12 protein-coding genes are annotated in these 16476 nt (G+C 62.3%); 6 read left to right on the top strand and 6 right to left on the bottom strand.

Annotated elements, in window-relative coordinates; translation table 11 throughout:
- Window positions 1-172: 172 nt before the first annotated feature.
- From NKI70_RS32960 to NKI70_RS32940, 5 genes are read left to right on the top strand one after another with little or no spacing between them, the layout of a single operon-like run.
- Window positions 173-1249: a Gfo/Idh/MocA family protein gene (locus NKI70_RS32960; RefSeq protein ID WP_352726279.1), complete on the top strand. Its 1077-nt coding sequence runs from the start codon at window positions 173-175 to the stop codon at window positions 1247-1249.
- Complete coding sequence (locus tag NKI70_RS32955; protein ID WP_352726277.1) at window positions 1249-2067, top strand: sugar phosphate isomerase/epimerase family protein; 819 nt, start codon at window positions 1249-1251, stop codon at window positions 2065-2067. Before NKI70_RS32960 ends, NKI70_RS32955 begins: the two co-directional genes overlap by 1 nt.
- Window positions 2067-2900 carry an alpha/beta fold hydrolase gene (locus NKI70_RS32950; protein ID WP_352700302.1) on the top strand — a complete coding sequence of 278 codons (834 nt, stop codon included), beginning with the start codon at window positions 2067-2069 and terminating at the stop codon, window positions 2898-2900. The genes NKI70_RS32955 and NKI70_RS32950 overlap by 1 nt, the downstream gene beginning before the upstream one ends.
- The gene (locus NKI70_RS32945) at window positions 2897-3619 is read left to right on the top strand and encodes a ribulose-phosphate 3-epimerase (protein WP_352524746.1); all 723 of its coding nucleotides are present in this window, start codon (window positions 2897-2899) and stop codon (window positions 3617-3619) included. The genes NKI70_RS32950 and NKI70_RS32945 overlap by 4 nt, the downstream gene beginning before the upstream one ends.
- Window positions 3619-4656, top strand: a complete 1038-nt coding sequence (locus tag NKI70_RS32940) for an ROK family protein (protein ID WP_352457866.1) — start codon at window positions 3619-3621, stop codon at window positions 4654-4656. The genes NKI70_RS32945 and NKI70_RS32940 overlap by 1 nt, the downstream gene beginning before the upstream one ends.
- Window positions 4657-5091: 435 nt before the next feature.
- On the opposite strand, the gene NKI70_RS32935 is transcribed toward NKI70_RS32940, so the two are convergent.
- The 6 genes from NKI70_RS32935 to NKI70_RS32910 all read right to left on the bottom strand — a co-directional run bounded on the left by NKI70_RS32935 (window position 5092) and on the right by NKI70_RS32910 (window position 11568).
- A complete protein-coding gene (locus tag NKI70_RS32935; RefSeq protein ID WP_352569005.1) occupies window positions 5092-5865 on the bottom strand; it encodes an SDR family NAD(P)-dependent oxidoreductase in 774 nt (257 codons plus the stop codon).
- A gap of 39 nt (window positions 5866-5904) precedes the next feature.
- On the bottom strand, window positions 5905-6633 hold the full coding sequence (locus NKI70_RS32930; protein ID WP_352569006.1) for an SDR family oxidoreductase: 729 nt from the start codon (window positions 6631-6633) through the stop codon (window positions 5905-5907).
- Window positions 6630-7943 carry a D-tagatose-bisphosphate aldolase, class II, non-catalytic subunit gene (locus NKI70_RS32925; RefSeq protein ID WP_352726275.1) on the bottom strand — a complete coding sequence of 438 codons (1314 nt, stop codon included), beginning with the start codon at window positions 7941-7943 and terminating at the stop codon, window positions 6630-6632. The genes NKI70_RS32930 and NKI70_RS32925 overlap by 4 nt, the downstream gene beginning before the upstream one ends.
- The gene (locus tag NKI70_RS32920; RefSeq protein ID WP_352569190.1) at window positions 7940-8941 is read right to left on the bottom strand and encodes a tagatose kinase; all 1002 of its coding nucleotides are present in this window, start codon (window positions 8939-8941) and stop codon (window positions 7940-7942) included. Before NKI70_RS32920 ends, NKI70_RS32925 begins: the two co-directional genes overlap by 4 nt.
- A 258-nt stretch (window positions 8942-9199) precedes the next feature.
- Complete coding sequence (locus NKI70_RS32915) at window positions 9200-10432, bottom strand: ROK family transcriptional regulator (RefSeq protein ID WP_352726273.1); 1233 nt, start codon at window positions 10430-10432, stop codon at window positions 9200-9202.
- A gap of 251 nt (window positions 10433-10683) precedes the next feature.
- Window positions 10684-11568 (bottom strand): sugar phosphate isomerase/epimerase family protein, encoded by an 885-nt coding sequence (locus tag NKI70_RS32910; protein ID WP_352726281.1) that lies wholly within the window; start codon window positions 11566-11568, stop codon window positions 10684-10686.
- A gap of 856 nt (window positions 11569-12424) precedes the next feature.
- On the opposite strand from NKI70_RS32910, the gene metH reads away from it, so the two are divergent.
- Entirely contained in the window at window positions 12425-16234 is a 3810-nt protein-coding gene (gene metH, locus NKI70_RS32905; protein ID WP_352726271.1) for a methionine synthase, read from the top strand.
- Window positions 16235-16476: the final 242 nt, after the last annotated feature.

Genomic DNA, 16476 nt, shown 5'->3' with positions numbered 1-16476 from the left:
TTTTCACCCACCAAGCCCCCCAACCCCGAAGCATCGCGGGCGGGTGGGGCCGGTTTTGTTAAAAACCCACGGGTGCTGCATCAGCAACCCTCCCCCGGGGCCCCGTAGCCGGCGGCCGCGGTCAAGACCAACCGCCAGACGATGCGCGGCTACGGCGCCTGAGGAAGAGACCATGATGCGCAAGCAAGACCGTCGCCTTCGTGTCGGTGTGCTCGGCTGCGGGCCGATCGCGCAATTTGCCCATCTGGAATCCTGCGTGAAAGCCAGGAATGCCGACCTCTATGCGATCTGCGATGCCGCTCCCGACCTGCTGGCGCGCATGGGCGCGACTTATGAGCCCGAAAAAATGTATGGCGACTACGATGAGATGCTCGCCGACCCTGAGCTGGAAGCGGTGATCGTTGCGACCTCGGACGCCTATCACGTTGCGATGTCGATCAAGGCGCTCGAGGCCGGCAAGCACGTGCTGTGCGAGAAGCCGATCGGCGTCTCGGTCGAGGAAGGTGAGACGCTCGCCGATGCGGTTAAGCGCTCCGGCAAGGTGCTGCAGGTCGGACATATGAAGCGCTTCGACCCGGCACTGGAAGCGGCGCGCGATTTCGTCCGCGACGAGATGGGCGAAATCCTGGCGCTGAAGGCCTGGTATTGCGATTCCACGCATCGCTACACCAACACCGACGCGGTGCAGCCGCTGCCCGTCACCAGCAAGCTGGCAAAGAAGCCGGCCGGCAATCCGAAGGCCGACCTCAGGCAGTATTTCATGCTCGCGCACGGCTCGCACCTTGTCGATACAGCACGCTTCCTCTGCGGCGAGATTGTCGCGGTGCGCGCCCGCCTCAATGAGCGTTTCGGCGCCTATTGCTGGTTCGTCGAAACTGAATTCGCCAATGGCGCGCTCGGCCATCTCGACCTCACCGTCGCCGTCCGTATGGACTGGCACGAAGGCTTTCAACTCTATGGCGAGAACGGCTCCGTGATCGCAAAGACCTTCAATCCCTGGTATTTCCGAGCGAGCGAGGTCGACATCTTTCACGAGAAGGATGCGACGGCGCGAAAGCCGCTTGGCGCCGACGGCCATTTCTTCAGGCGGCAACTCGAAGGCCTCGCCAACACGGTCCTCGACGGCGCGCCGCTGCGCGGCGCCGACGTCGAAGACGGCCTCGCCTCGATCCGCGCCATGGTGGCGATCGCCCGCTCGGTGGAGAGCGGGCTGCGCGTCGAGATCGCTGCCGTCACGGGAGCGGTCTGATGCAGGTCGGGGTGTTCGCCAGGACCTTCCCGGGCAGCGAGCCGGCCGGCGTGCTGGCGGCGGTGCGCGACGCGGGATTTGCCGTCACCCAGTTCAATCTTGCCTGCGCCGGCCTGCCGTCGATGCCGCATGCGGTACCTGAGGGTGCCATCAGCGCCATCGCGGCAGCATCCGGTGCCTCCGGCGTCGCCCTGGTGGCGCTGTCGGGCACCTACAACATGGCCCATCCGGACAAAGCGGTGCGCGACGACGGCATGCGCCGGCTTGGCGTGGTCATCAAGGCCGCGGCGTCCCTTGCTGTTCCGCTCGTCACCCTGTGCACGGGAACGCGCAACGCGGACGATCAGTGGGCGTATCACCCCGACAACGCCGACCGTGAGGCATGGGACGACATGGCAGGCGAGATCGAAAAGGCGCTTCAACTCGCCGAGCGTCATGGCGTCGATCTCGGCATCGAGCCCGAACAGGCCAACATCGTAACCTCGGCGCAGGATGCGATGCACCTCATCGCCGAGATGGGCTCGAAGCGGTTGCGCGTCGTGCTCGATCCGGCCAACCTGTTCGAACAGGCGAGCCCCGAGGAAGCAAGCGCCATCGTGGCCGCCGCCGTCGAACGCACTGCCGGCCACGTCGCCATGGCGCATGCCAAGGACCGCTGCGCCGACGGGCGCTTTGCCACCGCCGGCAGGGGCGTCGTCGATTTCCCGGATTTCGTCGCCAGGCTGAAGTCATCAGGCTTTGACGGGCCGCTGGTCACACATGGCCTCTCGGCCGAAGAGGCACCAGGGGTTGCTCGCTTCCTGATGGGGCTGACCTGATGGCTCGCCTGGCCGCTCTGCTTCGCGACGACGCCACGCTTCGGATTTCTGATAATGGCAACGGGCTTGCCGTCGTCTTCCAGCATGGGCTGGGCGGCGGCGAGCCGCAAATCGCCCAGGCTTTCCCGGCCGGTGCCGACTTCCGGCGCATCACGCTGGAATGCCGCGGGCACGGCGCCTCCGGACTGGGCAGCCGCCGTCCGTTTTCCCTGAGCATGTTCGCGGACGATGTTGTTGCCGCCGCCGATCAAGCCGGTCTCGACCGTTTCGTCGCCGGCGGCGTTTCCATGGGCGCCGCCATTGCCTTGCGCCTTGCCTGCCGCCACCCGGACCGCATCGCGGGTCTGCTGCTTGTACGCCCGGCCTGGATTTTCGACAGCGCGCCGGTGAACCTGCGGCCGATCGCCGAGGTCGCCGGCCTCATCCTCGACCACGGCCCCGACAAGGCCAGGACGATCTTCGCGCAATCGGAAACCGCCGAGCGCCTGCAGCGCCACGCGCCCGACAATCTCGCCTCATTACTCGGCTATTTCGACCGGCCGGACGCCGCGCCATTCGCGCAGGTCCTCGCCGACATCGCCGCCGACGGACCGGGCGTTTCTGAAAGCAACGCCGCCGCCCTTGGCGTCCCCACGCTGGTCATCGGCAACGCCATGGATGCGGTGCATCCGCTGCCGGCTGCGCGCACACTTGCCACGGCGATCCCCGGCGCGACCTTTGCGGAAATCTCTCCCAAGGCGCTCGACAGCGTCAGGCATTTCGCCGAGCTGCAGGCTGAGATCACGACCTTCGTTCACGCTCACTTCAACATCCGGAGCCTTGTCCCGTTATGACGACCAAATCCCTGTCCGGCCCCGCTGCCATCGCCGCCCTTCCGCGCAACCGGCTGCTCGGCGAGTTTTCGCTGTGGTCGGCCGACCTCGCCAATATGGAGCGCGACCTGAAGCGCATAGATCCGTTTGTCGACCTCCACCACATCGACGTCGCGGACGCCCGCTTCACCCCCGGCTTCCTGTTCTTTCCGGACCTGGTGGCGCGGATTGCCATGCTGACGGCAAAGCCGATCCATGTGCATTTGATGGTTGAAGCGGAGATCGTCGAGGAGCAGACGCGCCAATTCATCGAGGCCGGCGCCGATCTTGTCAGCGTCCATGCGGAAAACGGCGAGGCCGGCCTACGCGCCGTGCGGCTGGCGCGTGAGCTCGGCGTCGAGGCCGGGGTGGTGCTGAGACTGGAAACGCCGGTGGCCGCGGTCAAACCTTTCCTGTCGCAAGTGGCTTTCGTGACGCTTCTCGGCACATCCATCGGCGTCAAGGGCCAGAGCCTGTCCGACCAGGCCGGCCCGCGCCTGATCGAGGCACGGGCGCTGATGCGAAAAGCAGGTCGCGAGAACGAAATCATCTTGGCTGCCGATGGCGGCATCCGCCACGAAACGGTGCCCCGCCTGCGCGCCGCCGGCGCCGAAACCGTGGTGCTCGGATCGCTGGCATTCGGCGACCCCGACCTTGCGCAGCGCATGGCCTGGCTGCATGGGCTGGAGATTGCCGCCTGATGACAAAGGTTGCGCTTGCCTTCGATCTCGGCGGAACGGAGCTGCGCGGCGCGCTGGTCGAGAGCGGCGGCCACGTGATCGCCCATGTTTCGGCCCCGACGATGGCGATCGCGGGATCGGAAGCGGTGATCGGCCAGATCATCGCGCTGGCCGGGGACCTTCTGACACAGCACCCACAGGCCAAGGTTGCCGGCATCGGCGTCGGCGCACCGGGGCCGCTCGACCCCAAGGCCGGGATCGTGATCGCACCGCCGACACTGGCTGGCTGGCACGATGTGCCCTTGATCGACATTCTCGGCAAGTATTTCGGTCTGCCGGTGCGGCTGGAGAACGACGCCAATGCCGCAGCACTCGGCGAATGGCGCTTCGGCGCCGGGCGTGGCACCGGGTCGATGGTGTTCGTCACCGTGTCGACTGGCATTGGCGGTGGCGTCGTTGCCGAGGGTCACGTCTATCATGGCCGGCGCGGGCTGGCGGCCGAGATCGGCCACATGACCATCACCGGCGAAGGAGACCGCTGCTTCTGCGGCGCCGTCGGCTGCTTCGAGGCGGTCGCCTCCGGAACCGCGCTCGGGCGGCGCGCCACGGCGCTGACGGCGCCGGGCGACGGCTCGCTGCTGCGGCGCCTTTCGGCCGACGGCGACATCTCGGCCAGGCACGTGGTCGATGCCGCGCGTGCAGGCGACGGGCGCGCGCGCACACTCATCGAGGCGGAGGCGAATTGGCTGGGCATCGGCTTCACCAATCTGCTTCATCTCTATTCGCCGGACCTGATCGTAATGGGTGGCGGTCTCGCCAACGGTTTCGACCTCTTGGCTCCAAGCATCAGGGCGGTCGTCGAGCAGCGGGCGATGCCCGCCTACCGGGACGTACCCATCGTGCCGGCGCAACTCGGCAATCAGGCCGGACTGATCGGCGCCGCCAGCCTGATCCTGTGGGAAGGCGAACCAGGCGCGCCGCTGGCGATGGCGCAAGATGACGAAAACAACAACGACACGACCAAACGTGCCGGTGCCCGGGAGGCAAGCCATGGCTGAGCTCAAGCTGAGCGGCGTGCGCAAATCCTACAGATCCGTCGAGGTCATTAGTCCACGACCAGGCGACTCTGCTCGACTACACCGCTGGAGGTGCGCGCCATCGCAATGGGCGCATACAAGCCTTCTGGTAGTCGCGGCGAGACTGCGAACTGCCCAGCGGCGGCATGACCGTTCGAAGCAGGGCTCGGCCAGCGTCGCCCGTGCGGAGGCGTCATTAATTTTGCTGACAGATTGCCGATCTACATTGGTCGGCGGTGCCTGGCGGGCGGCTCGACTGTTGGTTGGGGACAAGGATTTCGACGTGGTTCGCGCTGGCTGCGATCGGCGCCGAGGTTACCTAAGGCGATGTGCCGGCGGCCGAAGCCGCATCCACCTTCTCGAGCTCGAGCTTCGGTGAGAGAAGTGACCGGGAGGAAACTCTTGGCTGCTACGGTCCTACCAGCACGTAAATCCCCCATCGACGGGTACGACGGCTCCGGTCATCAAACTGGCCGCGTCGGAAGCGAGGAACAGGACAGCGCTGGCGACTTCGTGCGCCTGGCCCATGCGGCCCATTGGCGTGTCTCGCAACCACGCTTCTATACGCGGCGCGTTTTCCGGAATCGCCAGGACCATCGGCGTTTCGATGTAGGTTGGCGCCACCGCGTTAACCCGCACGCCATGAGGCGCCCATTCGGCGGCGATCGAGCGGGTCATGTGATGCACGGCCGCCTTGGAGACATTGTAAGGTGTTTGCGGCTGCGGCCGGTTGCAGATCGTGCCCGACATGGAACCCAGATTGACGATTGAGCCGCGGCCGGCCGCGATCATGTGGCGGCCGAAAGCGCGCGAGCACCAGAAGACGCCGTTGATGTTGACGTTCATCATCCACAGCCAGAGTTCATCACTGATATCTTCCGACGAAATGCCGCTGCTGCCGACGCCGGCATTGTTGACGAGAATCGAAGCCGGCGTGCCCCGAGTGGCGAGCGTGTCAGCAATCTCGCTCATCCTTGTTGACGAAGTGACGTCACCGAGCATCAGCTCGGCCGAGTAGCCTTTCGCAGTCAGTGCATCCCTGCCAGCACTGCCGATCTGCTCGTCGGGCTCTATGATGACCACATGCGCTCCGGACTCGCCCAACGCTTCGGCGCATGCGAGGCCAATACCTCTGCCTCCGCCGGTCACCACGGCGATCTCGTTGTCCACCCTGAAGCGCGCTTGATACATGGCCTACCTCCCCGAATTTCGATGCCGAGACGCTACGTGTCAAATGTCGAAGTTGGTCGGCAGAATGACGATATCGCGAATTGTCACCGTTCTCGGCCGGGTCAGCATGAACAGCAGGACTTCGGCAATTTCCTTCGGCTCAAACAGATTTCCGGCCGCCATCGCCCGGTCGAGGTTCTCCTTCGGCCAGTCGGCGACGAGGGGCGTCAGTACCGGTCCGGGGGCGATCGCGCCGACACGGATGCCGTGCTTCGCCACCTGTCGCCTCAGCGCATGGACGAACGCTTGAACTGCGTGCTTGGAAGCGGTGTAGATCGGCTCCCATGGTATTGCGGTATGGCCGGCAACGGAACTGGTGACGACAATGTCTCCCGTGCCCCGCTCGATCATGTGCGGCAGGACCGCATGGACCGTTCGGAATACGGCATTGACGTTCAGGTTCAGCATCCCGTCAAAGGCGTCCGGATCACCATCAATGAAATCGCCGCCGATATAGGCGCCGGCATTGGCATGGAAGGCGTCGAGGTGACCGACCTTGTCCAGAATGCCGGGCATCATGCCTGCCACGCTTTCCGGATTGGTGAGATCCACCCTCAAAGGAATCGCGTTCTCGCCGAGATCAGCAGCCAGGCTGCGCAGTTTCTCATCCGCATAGTCGATCAGGACCACCCGCGCGCCAGCATCGAGACAACCACGGACACAAGCAAGGCCGATACCCGATGCCGCGCCCGTGATTGCAATGACCTTTCCAGAGAGTTGTTCGCTCATCTTCGTCCTCCAGCCGTCGGGTTGCTTTCGGTGTTGAGTGCCTCGCCCGTGCAGGCGAAGCGGTACTCGTCCAGGCTGCGCTGGATCGAGGCGATCAGTAACGAGGTAGGCTCGAGCGGTTTGCCTGCAAACGCCTCGAATGCGGGCAGATGCTGGCGAAACAGCGTGAGCGGCACCGTCTTGCCGTGCAGGGCCGCGGTCAGGCTCGCGACCGCTGCTTCCGCCTCCGGCTGGTTCCAGTAATACCGGATGCGGTCCGAGAACGAGTAGTGGCGCTGGATGCGCTGTTCGGCTTCCGAGCCGTGATAGTGGCCCTGCCAATTGCCGGGTTTGGCCAGCATCAATCGCTCCATGGCCTGATAGAGTGGACGGGCTCCGTAGTCAGGCAAAAGATCGGTCGCGATAAGGTCCAGCGCGTAGAGCGCCTCACGCAGGACGAAGGTCAATTCCGGCCCCACTTTCAGGATCGGGAAGCCGTCCTCGACCAATTGGCGCAAATATGTTCGTCCCTGGTAGTCGGTTGAATGCGCCTCGTAGACCAGGCCAGGCTCCTGCTCGAGCAGCCGCGTCAGCCCGCGTGCCCTGGCGGAATCGTAAAGGACCACATTCTCATTGCCGAACTCCACACCGGGCTGGACCACCAGTGCGATGACGCGTGAGAACGCATCGGCCAAGCCTTGCTTCAGGAACAGGTCGCGATGAACATCGATCGTGTGCGTCGCCGCCGCTACGCTGGTCGGCTCAATGTCGCTGATTGCATGGTTGGCGCCGCCGGGCGTCGGCACCTCGGTGCCGATGATGTAGACCGGGGCCTCATCTCCTGCGGCGCGCGCCGCGCGCTCTGCCGCCAAGGCCAGCCGCGCTGCACGCTCCGCCGTTCTGGCGTCGTCGAGCGCGGCAGGCTCGCCGGCGCATCCCATCGAAGCATCGAGGTGGATCTTTCGAAAGCCGGCGGACACGTACGCCGTGACCATCTCTTCTGCCTTCGCCATCGCTGCGCCGGCATGTTCCCCGCGCCACGGATTTGGCCCAAGGTGATCCCCACCGAAGATGATCCTTTCCATCGGAAGCTTTTCTTCTGCCGATATGTGCTGGACGAGACCAACAAAATCGCTGGGCAGCATTCCGGTGTAGCCACCGAACTGGTTGACCTGGTTGCAGGTTGCTTCGATCACAAGCATGTCGGAGAAGCGTGCAGCATTGCGCGCTGCTGCCCGAATGACCAATGGATGCGCTGAGCAGACAGACGTGACGCCTATCGGCGAACCATTGCGCCGCGCCGCCGCCAGGCTTTTGAGGAGACCGGTCATCGAGCGTTTCTCGGGGTCACGGCGATGAATTCGTCAAGCTGCCGACGCGAGGCGGCACCTTCCATCGGACCTTGAATAGTAACGTTGCGGGCTCCCGCGGCATTGGCATACTCTAGGGCTTTGAACACAGGCATGCCGAGACGGCGGCAAGCGACGTAAGCGCCGCCGAAACAGTCGCCAGCGCCCGTCGGATCAATTTCCGCAACCCTGAACGCCGAGCAATCAATACGCGAGCCGTCAGCACCGAAGAATGTTGATCCGTGTTCGCCGCGTTTAAGCGCAATCTCTGTCACACTGCGCCCAAAGAGCGCGATGACCGCGGCAGATTCACCATCAACTCCAGCTGCCATGAACAATTCGTCGCCGGAGGGCAGGATAAGGTCGGCGACATCGACGAGCTTGGCGAAGCGCTCCTGCGTCTGCCCGAGCCCGAGCAATTCCTTGCGCAAGTTCGGGTCAAGTGAAACGGAGCCGCCGCGCCGCTTGATGACGCCGATGGCATAATCCATCGTCTCCCAGATACCCGGGATGGCAAAAGCGCTACCCATGACGTGGAGGTGTCCAGCCCGCTCGAAGAGCGCCTTCGCTTCAACCGTCAGGCTCACCAGGGCCGCCGCCGATTTTCCGATGTTGAAGACAAAGTCGCGCGAGCCGTCATTGCGATAGCGAACAAACGCGCTTCCGGTCGGATAATCCTGGCTGACCGAGATGGCCGATACGTCCACGCCGTCAGACCGGAGCCGCTCGATGTTGATGCGGCCGAAATCGTCATCGCCGACCGAGGCGACAATTGCCGCCGACCCGCCGATCTTGGCGCATTGATCGATGAAAATCGCCGGCGCGCCGCTGGGAAAGGGGCCGATAAGCTCTATCGGCTCGAGAAAGCCGTCGCCGCGACTTTTAGCCATGATCTCCACCAGGATCTCGCCGATGACCACCGTCGGCCCTAGTGCGTTGGGTGCGAGCTTGGTCTGACTTAAAATCGCATCTGCGGGCATCATACAACTCGGCTAGCGCACATCTTTTGACTGGAGCACGCGCCTGGAGGTTGCGGCCGCTCGCTCCACAGCGAACGACAACCCGAGACGGCCACGATGGGAATGCGGGATGCTCCTCCAGAGGCTACATTAATTATGTTTGTCGCTTTATGCAACATATTAATCAATCGAGACGGACACGCCACAATGGCGTTCTAAATCGCGATCAGACGGGTAGCCCGAGCAGCAGCATCGGTTCGGCAGTGCCGAACCTGGACATTAGTCTTCGTCTTCCTCTGCCCCTTCGAGTTCCGCCGTACCGTCGGCGAAACGCTGGCTTTGCAGAGACAAGTATCGCTGATGTAACATGCAGGCCGCACCGAAGGCGGAACCGACAGTTCCTTCATCATTCATTGTGATCGATGGGAACGGGAAACTGGATTCCTGTATGGCATGGATGTGTGCAGCGACCCTGGCAGCCATCAAGGGATAGAGTGCGGCGACCGAACCGCCTAGCACGATCTTGTCGGCGTCGATGATTCGGCAAGTCTGCACCAGGCCTATTGCCAAAGCCCTTGCCCAGTCCTCGGCTGTTGAGACGGCGCTGGGCAACCGGTTTTGGACATCGGAAAGGAAGTTGCCGAATGTCGGATCACTGAGGGCGGAGGTCTTGCGATAATCGGCCATAATGTTTTCAAGGCCGATTAGTTGTTCGAGATTGCGGCGCGGGCCTGGCGCGTCGCTGATAATCAAGTGCCCAATCTCCCCCGCCAGCCCGTTGGCGCCGCGAAAAAGGCTGCCGTCAACGATAATGCCGCCGCCGACACCGCTCTCCATAACGAGAAAAAGCGTGACGCCGGAATGCACCTCGCTGCGCCCGTAAGTCGCGCCGATCGCGAATGCGTTGGCATCGTTCTCGGCAAGGACCGGAACACGAATCGGCAGGGCGTCTCTCACCAGCTTTGCAAGGTGAACATTTCGCCAGCCGAGAAGCGGCGCAAAGTGGACGAAGCCATTCTTATCCATTTGCGCCGGGGTTGATACGCCAACGCCTTCACATCGCTCCAGTTTTGACACAGGAATAGATTGGAGAGCCAGCCTCACGGCGCGGTCGACCGCGGCCTCTACGCTGATCGACGGACCATCAAACGGTTCCACATTCGTCGAAACGATATTGGTTCCAAGATCGATCTCTACCGTACTGATATGCTCGACACCGATCTCGACCCCAAGGAAGAAAATAGCATCCGGCACAAGCTCCAGCATGATGCCGGGACGGCCGGCTCGGGCATAGCCCGCTTGTTCAGGCAGATCCTCAATTGCTTCGCGCACCAGACCGTCAGCCGTCAGGCTCGCGATGATATGCCCCGACGAAGAGCGGTTAAGCCGTAACTTGCGCGCGAGTTCGGCTCGAGTGAGACGTCCAAATTGATGAAGGGCTCTTAGAGCCGCCACTTCATTGTTTTGTCGAATCCTGCGATTTGAACTGGCGGTCAGCGCCGGGTCATTCACTTAGGTCTCTCCAGGTTACCTGCGGTCCGCAAGCCGAACGCAACCACAACGCGCTCACTTGGTACACGCCGCGCAGGCGTGCAGCAACTGGCGCGATCTTATTGAACGCGCATCCCCCGAAGCTTCTGTCTCACGGATCCGAGGCTGCCGATGAACAGCGAAAAAACCGCAGCACTACAGCGCTGAAGACCGCGGAGCAGGGCGCCTTAGGCAGAGGGTCCGCACTGCCGCACAATCAGATTATCCTCGACTTATGGACGGGCATTCGTCGTTCGCCGACGAACCGCCTCTTGCATTTTCAGGTCGATGAAGGCCTTGGCGTGCTTTGCCAACGGCATGTTCTCGGTCCAGGTATCGCGCCATATGGCGCATGCGAGGGACAGACCCTCATCGACCACGGCGCTGGAGAACGATTCAAAGGTGATGTCGCGGTTATAGCCGATGTCTAGCAGCGCGTCGAAGATGCGATCGAAATCGATCACTCCATCGCCGAGGTAGCCGCGATTGCTTTCGCCGATGTGAAAATAGCCGATCTTGTCGCCGGCCAGACGAATGGCCGCCGCTGGATTGGCCTCTTCGATGTTCATATGAAACGTGTCGAGATGGAGCGTGACGTGATCGGAGCCGGTCGCCTTGATGAAGTCGAGGCCCTGAGCCGCCGTGTTCAAGAGATTCGTCTCGAACCGGTTGACGACCTCCAGGACCAGATCGACGCCGGCCTTCTTTGCTGCGTCAGCCGTCTTGGCAATGGCTGCAATGCTGTTCTTGCGGCCGCGATCACTCGGCATTGTCGAGTATTTCGTATGCGCGGAATAGAGAATGCCCCCGAGCTTAGTGCCGCCGATGTCCCGCACCGCCGCGACTGCATTCGCGAGTAATTCCTCACCTGCCTTCACGACAGCGCCGTCCTCGCTCGACACATCGGCGCCCAAGGGCAGGCCCATGGTGAGGGCGATTTCGAGATCTAACGACTGAGCCTTCTTGGCGAGGCGATGGATGTCGAACTTTTCGGGTTGAAGATACGCAAACTCGATCAGCCGGTAACCGCACGCAGCCGAATTCTCCATCGCTTCTTCAAGCATGGCCTGATTGCCACCGCCGGTCCATACGAACGAATGAATGCCCAATCTGCGCATCGGCTGTTTCCTCCTGGGTACTGGCGATTCTATAAATGTTGACAAGGACAACAAAAATGCCCCCATCGTGACAAATGTCAAGGTCCTCGACGGCGCAACCAATGCTTGTGCGCGCGGCAACTCCTAACCGGATCGAGCATCATCCACGCAAATATGCCGAGGATAATACGCGGAATCCCGGGGCCGCTGCCTCGGCGGGTTTTTTGGCTTGACAGAATTCCCGTACCGTTTAATTTGTTGCCAAGAACAACATATAACGCTGCCAACCAGCGAAACGTGGAGGAGGAAATTAACTTGCCCTGATCCAATTTCTCCGCTCTTCGCGACAGATTGGCTGATAGCGCTCTTCTGTGCTCGTTCGCATGAATATGGCCAACTCGGTCCGTGAGTTGAGACCAAGCCGGCAATTCGAAACAGCAGAAAATGTTGCCTCCCAAGGCCAGCACCTGACGGGAGTTTTCTGCTCGGGTGCGGGCACGAAAAGCGATGAATCTTCATAGGGCCAGTGCCCGTGCGCTGGCGTCTTAAATTTGGATCAAGCCGGGAGGCGCCACCGGGCCGATTGGAGGAAATCGCGGAGGCGGGGCCCCCACAATGCCTTTGATGGCCAGGAGGTTTCCGGTCTGGCGAGAAGGAACATTGCCATGACTGCGAAATGACGGACTGACATTCAAGATTCTTTGGAGGAGTGAAAGATGAGACATGAACTCGGAATAGGCCTTGCCGCATTGGCAGTGGGGCTAATGACCAGCGTGATGCCTGCCATGACGTATCAAAGGTTACGATGAGCACATCATATTTTGACATAAAGATATGTTTATGTCACGGTGTGTGATCTTGGAAGCCGAGGCTCACCGTGGTGCATTCTGAATCCTCCTTGGATTCCCTTTTCGGACCCGTTGTCGCCAAGGCGGATGGATCGGAGATTCGTTCTGCCTTGGAATCGGCCGCGCGCGAACGAATCCTCATCCTCGACGGCGCGATGGGCACGCAGATCCAGGGGCATGGCTTCAACGAGGAACAGTTCCGCGGCGACAAGTTCGTCGGCTGCGCCTGCCATCAACAGGGCAACAACGACCTGCTGATCCTGACGCAGCCGAAAGCGATCGAGGAAATCCACTACCAGTACGCGATTGCCGGCGCCGACATCATCGAGACCAACACCTTCTCCTCCACGTCGATCGCCCAGGCCGATTACGGCATGGAGGATGCGGTCTATGACCTGAACCGGGACGGTGCCCGTCTGGTGCGGCGGGCCTGCATTCGCGCCCAACAGGAAGACGGCAAGCGACGCTTCGTCGCCGGCGCGCTGGGACCGACCAACCGCACCGCCTCGATGTCGCCGGACGTCAACAACCCCGGCTATCGCGCCGTCAACTTCGACGATCTGCGCATCGCCTATGGCGAGCAGTTGCGCGGCCTGATCGACGGCGGCGCCGACATCATCCTGATCGAGACGATCTTCGACACGCTGAACGCCAAGGCGGCGATCTTCGCCTGCAACGAGATCTTCCTCGAAAAGGGCGTGCATCTTCCGGTCATGATCTCAGGCACGATCACCGACCTGTCGGGCCGCACGCTGTCGGGCCAGACACCGACGGCCTTCTGGCATTCGATCCGCCACGCCAGTCCGTTCACGGTCGGCCTCAACTGCGCGCTCGGCGCCAACGCCATGCGCGCACATGTCGCCGAGATTTCCGGCGTCGCCAACACCTTCACCTGTGCCTATCCCAATGCCGGCCTGCCCAACGAGTTCGGCCGCTACGACGAGAGCCCGGAATTCATGGCGGCGCAGATCGAGGGTTTTGCGCGCGAGGGACTGGTCAATGTCGTCGGCGGCTGCTGCGGCTCGACGCCGGATCACATCCGCGCCATCGCAGCGGCAGTGAGGAAATATCCGCCGCGCGCCATTCCGGAGATCGAGCGCAAAATGCGCCTGTCAGGTCTGGAACCCTTCACGCTCACCAAGGAAATTCCGTTCGTCAATGTCGGCGAGCGCACCAACGTCACCGGCTCGGCGAAATTCAGGAAACTGATCACCGCCGGCGACTACCCTGCCGCCCTCGACATCGCGCGCGATCAGGTCTCCAACGGTGCCCAGATCATCGACATCAACATGGACGAGGGCCTGATCGATTCGAAGAAGGCGATGGTCGAGTATTTCAACCTGATCGCCGCCGAGCCGGATATCGCCCGCGTGCCGGTGATGATCGACAGTTCGAAATGGGAGATCATCGAGGCTGGCTTGAAATGCATGCAGGGCAAGCCGCTGGTCAATTCCATCTCGATGAAGGAAGGCGAGGAAGCTTTTCTCCACCATGCGAAACTCGTCCGCGCGTATGGCGCGGCGGTCGTCGTCATGGCGTTCGACGAGGAAGGCCAGGCGGACACGCAGGCGCGAAAAGTCGCCATCTGCACCCGCGCTTACAAGCTCCTGACCGAGCAGGCCGGCTTCCCGCCGGAAGACATCGTTTTCGACCCGAACATCTTCGCCATCGCCACCGGCATCGACGAGCACAACAATTACGGGGTCGACTTCATCGAGGCGACGCGGGAAATCATCCAGACCCTACCTCACGTCCACATTTCGGGTGGCGTCTCGAACCTGTCCTTCTCGTTTCGCGGCAACGAACCGGTGCGCGAGGCCATGCATGCCGTGTTCCTCTATCACGCCATCCAGGCCGGCATGGACATGGGCATCGTCAATGCCGGCCAACTTGCAGTCTACGAATCGATCGATCCGGAACTGCGCGAAGCCTGCGAGGACGTCGTCAACAACCGCCAGCCGGCGGGCGGCGGCAGCGCCACCGAGCGGATGCTGGAACTTGCCGAGCGCTTCAAGGGAACCGCCGGCAAGGAGGCCAAGGAACGCGATCTCGCCTGGCGGGAGTGGACTGTCGACAAGCGCATTTCGCATGCGCTGGTCAACGGCATCACCGAGTTCATCGACGCCGATACCGACGAGGCGCGGCTTGCCGCCGAGCGGCCGCTCCATGTCATCGAGGGCCCGCTGATGGCCGGCATGAACGTCGTCGGCGACCTGTTCGGTGCCGGAAAGATGTTCCTGCCGCAAGTGGTCAAGTCCGCGCGCGTGATGAAACAGGCGGTCGCCGGGCTGCTGCCGCACATGGAAGCCGAGAAGCTGGCCAACGCCGCCAATGGCATCGACACCGGCGAACGCCAGACCGCCGGAAAAATCCTGATGGCGACGGTCAAGGGCGACGTCCATGACATCGGCAAGAACATCGTCGGCGTCGTGCTCGCCTGCAACAACTACGAGATCATCGATCTAGGCGTCATGGTGCCAGCGACTAAGATTCTGCGGACGGCGCGCGAGCAAAACGTCGACATCATCGGCCTCTCCGGCCTGATCACGCCGTCGCTCGACGAGATGGCGCATGTCGCCTCCGAAATGGAGCGCGAAGGTTTCGACATTCCGTTGCTGATTGGCGGGGCGACGACCAGCCGCGTTCACACGGCGGTCAAGATCCACCCGCGCTATGAGCGCGGCCAGACGGTCTACGTCACAGATGCCAGCCGCGCCGTTGGCGTCGTCTCGTCATTGCTGTCCCACCAGGCAAAGGGCGACTATGTCGATACGGTACGCGCCGAGTACCGCAAGGTGGCGGACGCGCATGCGCGTAGTGAAGCCGACAAGCTGCGCCTTCCGCTCGCCAGGGCAAGGGCAAACGCCCACAAGATCGACTGGTCGGGCTATGTCCCGCAAAACCCCTCCTTCCTTGGGCTGAAGGTTTTCGAGACCTGGGACCTCGCCGAACTCGCCCGCTACATCGACTGGACGCCGTTCTTCCAGACCTGGGAGATGAGGGGGCGCTATCCGAAGATTCTCGAAGACGAGGCACAGGGGCCGGCGGCGCGCCAGCTGTTCGAGGATGCACAAGCGGTGCTGAAGCAGATCATCGCGGAACAATGGTTCGCACCGAAGGGCGTGATCGGCTTCTGGCCGGCCAATGCCGTCGGCGACGACATCAGGCTTTTCACCGACGACACGCGTTCGCAAGAGCTGGCGACCTTCTTCACGCTGCGCCAGCAACTGACCAAGCGCGACGGCAAGGCCAACGTCGCCCTGTCGGATTTCGTCGCGCCGCTCGAAAGTGGCAAGGCGGATTATCTCGGCGGGTTCATCGTGACCGCCGGCATCGAGGAAGTGGCGATCGCCGAGCGCTTCGAGCGGGCCAATGACGATTATTCCTCGATAATGGTGAAGGCGCTCGCCGACCGCTTCGCCGAAGCCTTCGCCGAGCGGCTGCACGAGCGTGTCCGAAAAGAGTTGTGGGGCTATGCGCCGGACGAGAACCTGGCCCCGGAGGATCTGATCGGCGAACCCTATTGCGGCATCAGGCCGGCGCCCGGCTATCCGGCGCAGCCCGACCATACCGAGAAGGCGACGCTGTTCAGGCTGCTCGACGGCGAACGCAACGCAGGGGTCACCTTGACCGAAAGCTATGCCATGTGGCCCGGCTCGTCGGTCTCCGGCATCTATCTCGCCCATCCGGAAAGCTATTATTTCGGGGTGGCCAAGATCGAGCGCGATCAGGTGGAGGACTATGCACGGCGCAAAGACATGTCAATTTCGGAGGTCGAGCAGTGGCTCGGGCCCATCCTGAATTACATCCCAGTGCAGGTCGCTGAGGCCGCTGAATAGATTGTCGGCGTACCAGCTTCAAAGTGGAATTCGTCCTGTATTCAAGCCTTGCCGGGCGCGCCGCTCACCCACTGGGCGGCAGGCGGCAAGAAGATGCAGAGATGGCGAAAATCCTAGGCATCTCCATAGCAGGAGTATGGGACGCGGTGAGCATTCCCGAGCGCGCCGGCGAGGTGTTCGATACGCTCGGCCTGTTGCGCCAAGAGGGCAAGATCGGCGGCTTCGGCTGGAGCACCGATCAC

Source organism: Mesorhizobium sp. M0500 (genome assembly GCF_040321165.1).
Classification (GTDB): Bacteria; Pseudomonadota; Alphaproteobacteria; order Rhizobiales; family Rhizobiaceae; genus Mesorhizobium.
The sequence above is the reverse complement of the archived record's forward strand: the minus strand, read 5'-3'. Positions and strand labels throughout refer to the sequence as shown.

Excerpts from the sequence above, each read along its gene's own strand:
- NKI70_RS32960 (WP_352726279.1), top strand. The coding sequence starts at position 173 with ATGATGCGCAAGCAAGACCGTCGCCTTCGTGTCGGTGTGCTCGGCTGC.
- NKI70_RS32955 (WP_352726277.1), top strand. The coding sequence starts at position 1,249 with ATGCAGGTCGGGGTGTTCGCCAGGACCTTCCCGGGCAGCGAGCCGGCC.
- NKI70_RS32950 (WP_352700302.1), top strand. The coding sequence starts at position 2,067 with ATGGCTCGCCTGGCCGCTCTGCTTCGCGACGACGCCACGCTTCGGATT.
- NKI70_RS32945 (WP_352524746.1), top strand. The coding sequence starts at position 2,897 with ATGACGACCAAATCCCTGTCCGGCCCCGCTGCCATCGCCGCCCTTCCG.
- NKI70_RS32940 (WP_352457866.1), top strand. The coding sequence starts at position 3,619 with ATGACAAAGGTTGCGCTTGCCTTCGATCTCGGCGGAACGGAGCTGCGC.
- NKI70_RS32935 (WP_352569005.1), bottom strand. The coding sequence starts at position 5,865 with ATGTATCAAGCGCGCTTCAGGGTGGACAACGAGATCGCCGTGGTGACC.
- NKI70_RS32930 (WP_352569006.1), bottom strand. The coding sequence starts at position 6,633 with ATGAGCGAACAACTCTCTGGAAAGGTCATTGCAATCACGGGCGCGGCA.
- NKI70_RS32925 (WP_352726275.1), bottom strand. The coding sequence starts at position 7,943 with ATGACCGGTCTCCTCAAAAGCCTGGCGGCGGCGCGGCGCAATGGTTCG.
- NKI70_RS32920 (WP_352569190.1), bottom strand. The coding sequence starts at position 8,941 with ATGCCCGCAGATGCGATTTTAAGTCAGACCAAGCTCGCACCCAACGCA.
- NKI70_RS32910 (WP_352726281.1), bottom strand. The coding sequence starts at position 11,568 with ATGCGCAGATTGGGCATTCATTCGTTCGTATGGACCGGCGGTGGCAAT.